At 69.9% G+C, this 3,012-nt stretch carries 3 protein-coding genes; all 3 read right to left on the reverse strand.

The genetic code is table 11. The annotated features are described in order from the left end of the window. Positions 1 to 308: type II toxin-antitoxin system HicB family antitoxin (locus tag PKE44_RS17440; RefSeq protein ID WP_324553804.1), on the reverse strand; the 308-nt coding region annotated here is incomplete at its 3' end. A gap of 10 nt (positions 309 to 318) precedes the next feature. Continuing rightward, positions 319 to 723: a type II toxin-antitoxin system HicA family toxin gene (locus PKE44_RS17445; protein WP_324553806.1), complete on the reverse strand. Its 405-nt coding sequence runs from the start codon at positions 721 to 723 to the stop codon at positions 319 to 321. Positions 724 to 785: 62 nt separating this feature from the next. Further along, positions 786 to 2,756, reverse strand: a complete 1,971-nt coding sequence (locus tag PKE44_RS17450; protein WP_324553808.1) for a 5'-nucleotidase C-terminal domain-containing protein — start codon at positions 2,754 to 2,756, stop codon at positions 786 to 788. Between the last annotated feature and the right edge of the window lie 256 nt (positions 2,757 to 3,012).

A 3,012-nucleotide genomic window follows, 5' to 3' on the forward strand; every position in this document is an offset into this window, starting at 1 on the left:
CGTCGGGCGAGCGCCGACTTGCTGAGCCCGGCATCGCGCATCGAGAGGTACAGCGCGGCTTTGAGCGCCGTCGTGACCGGCAGGGATACCGCAATCTCTCCGTGCACAGGCTCGCTCGCTGGCGGGATGTCCAGATCGTCCATGATGCGAGCCTCGACGGCGGCCTGCAGGGCGCCTTCGGCTTCTTCCAGGCAATCCGCCGGGCTTTCACACTGCGTGATCGCTTCGGGGATGTCCCGGCAGGTCACGACGAACCCGCCATCGTGCTCGTCGGCCGTGAGTGCTACGGGGTAGGTGAAGCTCTGCATGATGGCCTCCTTACAGATCGTCCGCCGCGATGCCCAGTTGCCTGAGCATGGCGTGCAAAGTGCCCGTCTTGAGTTCGTCCTTGAGGTTGCGCACGACCGTGCGCCGTCCGCCGAGGATCAGCACGCCGTGGCTGCCCTTGCCAAGCTCGGGCCGCCACTCGAACGCGAGCCCACTGGCTTTTGCGTACCGCCGGACCTTGTGGATGAACTCGCTGCCCTTCATGGCCCTGGCTTCCGGCGTTGCCATTACATGCACTGCAGCGTCGGTCATTTTTGACCGAACAGCAACCGCTGTGGCACATGCATCGATCCCTGCGCTGCATGCATCGATCGATGCATGCAGCGCCGGCAAGTGCAGATGCCGCGCATGGGCGAATGCCTGCGCGGCATGGGCGCACCCTTGCGCCGCAGGCATCGACCCATCCACGGCAAGTGCGGACCCTTCGGCCGGCAGGGCCGATGCTCACTCGTCAGGGATCAAACCGCCGCCTCGCGCCTGCCGACGCTCACCCGCCCCGGCAGCCCCGACACCGGCTTCAGCAGCGCCCGATCGATCAGCCTGCCCCCGCCCGCCTGCGGATCGACCGGCCCGTAGCGCCTCGTGTCGATCACGCCGCCGAGCCCGCCCTTGTCCGCCGGCTGACTCAGGTAGTCGAGCAGCGCCTCCTGATAATGGATCGTGTGCACCAGCGGCTCCGGCGTCAGCCCGAGGCGTGCGAACGGATAGCCGTCGCCGCCGCGGGCCGTGAAGTCGATCGTCGCGAGCGACAGCGGCCGGGCACCGGTGCGGACGATGCCGTCCTCGACCAGCTGCGTGCCGTCATCGAGCGTCATCGACAGGATGCGTCCGCCGCCCGCGGGCCTGCCGTCGGCATCGAGTTGCAGCGGCGGGCGGCGCGAGTCGTAGACGATGCGCAGGCCCGAAACCTGCGCGAAGCGCCCGCTCGCGGCCCCGTCCGGCGAGGCATTCGCCAGCGCATGCTCCATCAGGATGCGGAGCTGCCCGGCGTCCAGCCCGCGGAACTGCACGATCAGGTTCGTGAACGGCAGCACGTTGAACACGTCGCCGGCGCTCACCTCGCCGGCCCGGATCGAGGTGCGGATGCCGCCGCCGTTCTGGATCGCGAGGTCGGTGCCGGCGGCGAAGCGCACGGCGTCGGCAACCAGGTTGCCGAGGTTGGTCTCGCTGTTGCGCACGCCGTACTGCGCCTGCGCGCCGGACTCCGCCGCCGAGCCGCGCACGCCGTTGAGTTCGACGGGGGTCGTGGCGATCTTCTGCTCGCTCAGCGCCGCGATGAACGCCCGCACCGGCTGCACGACCCCGGCCTCGATGACCGGATCGGGCAGGACGTGATCGGCATCGGCCGGGTTGCCGCTGACGCGGTGCATGCGGCTGCCGGTGCCGGTCAGCGGCACGCCGTCGGCATCGCGCCGCACCCGCCCCTGCGCATCGAGCGACAGCTGCAGTTCGCCGACGTAGCGATTGCCGAAGTTGCCGGTGACGCCGAGCACGCGGCTGCCATCCTCGAGCGCGACGACCTGCGGATAGCCCCGGATCATGGCCGGCTCATCGAGGATCGTCGCCATGCCGGGCGAAGTCATCAGCTCGTGGCCGCCGCCGGAGACGAACACGTCGAGGCCGCTGAGCTTCGGCACCAGCTTCAGCTCGTTGCGGTAGCCCTGCAGGTGGCTGAGCAGCACGACGACGCTCGCGCCCGCCGAGCGCGCGCGGTCGATCTCGGCCTGCAGCAAGGGCGCGAGTGCCAGCAGCTTCGTGTCCTCGTCCGCGGCCGGGTCACGGTCACGCACCGTGACCGCCCCGGGCGAGGAGATGTCCGGCAGCCGCGGCGTGGTCGCACCGATCACGGCGATCCGGTTGCCCTTCGGCGTATCGACGATCAGGGTCTTCGCGATCCGCCCTTCTGCGACCAGCGCCTGCAGCGCGGCATGGCCGGAGAAATCGAGGTTGGCCGACAGATACGGCGTGCCGGCCACCGCGACGAACTGCGCGGTCACGTCCGGGCCGAGGTCGAACTCGTGATTGCCGAAGCAGACGGCCGTGAAGCCGAGCCGGCGCAGCACGATGGCATCGTAGAAATCCTGCCCGCCCCCCGGGGCGGCCTGCGCGAGATGCTTCAGGCTCGCCGTCAGCCGCGGCCCCGGCAGGAAGGAATCCCCGGCATTGAGCACCAGCACCGCCCGCCCTGCCGCCAGCGCTGCCGCACGCTGCTGCTGTAGCAGCGCCGAAAGCCGCGCGGCCCCGCCGTAGAAGCTGATCGGATCATCCGGCGTGTCGTACCGGTTGCCCTGCGCGCTGATCAGCCAGGATTCCTGATCACCGACGTGGAACAGCGTCAGTTCCTCGGCCACCGGCGCGGCGAGTGCCGGCAGCAGTGCAAACAGCAGGATCAAAAGGGCGAGGCTGGGGCGAAGCCGGGGAATCCGCATGATTCGCGCTCCGGGAAGGATCGGGCAGGCCGCGGGTGGCGTGGCGCCGGGACGCACGACGGGGGCGAAAAGGTTCAGGGCACGGATGCAGGGCCGGCTCCGTGCGCATCGCACGGATCGACCGGAGCGGAGGGCAAAGTCCGGCAGCCGCCAGCGAAGGATGACACGGCGCTTCGCTCCGGATCATGCCCTCCGGGCACGGCGGCGGTTCGGCAGACCCCGCAGCCGCGGCGCATTCCGGATCCGGACGGAACCG

This window comes from Plasticicumulans sp. (genome assembly GCF_035331805.1).
Taxonomy (GTDB): Bacteria; Pseudomonadota; Gammaproteobacteria; order Competibacterales; family Competibacteraceae; genus Plasticicumulans.

Coding starts and splice junctions, on each gene's coding strand:
- PKE44_RS17445 (WP_324553806.1), bottom strand. CDS start 723: ATGCCTGCGGCGCAAGGGTGCGCCCATGCCGCGCAGGCATTCGCCCAT.
- PKE44_RS17450 (WP_324553808.1), bottom strand. CDS start 2,756: ATGCGGATTCCCCGGCTTCGCCCCAGCCTCGCCCTTTTGATCCTGCTG.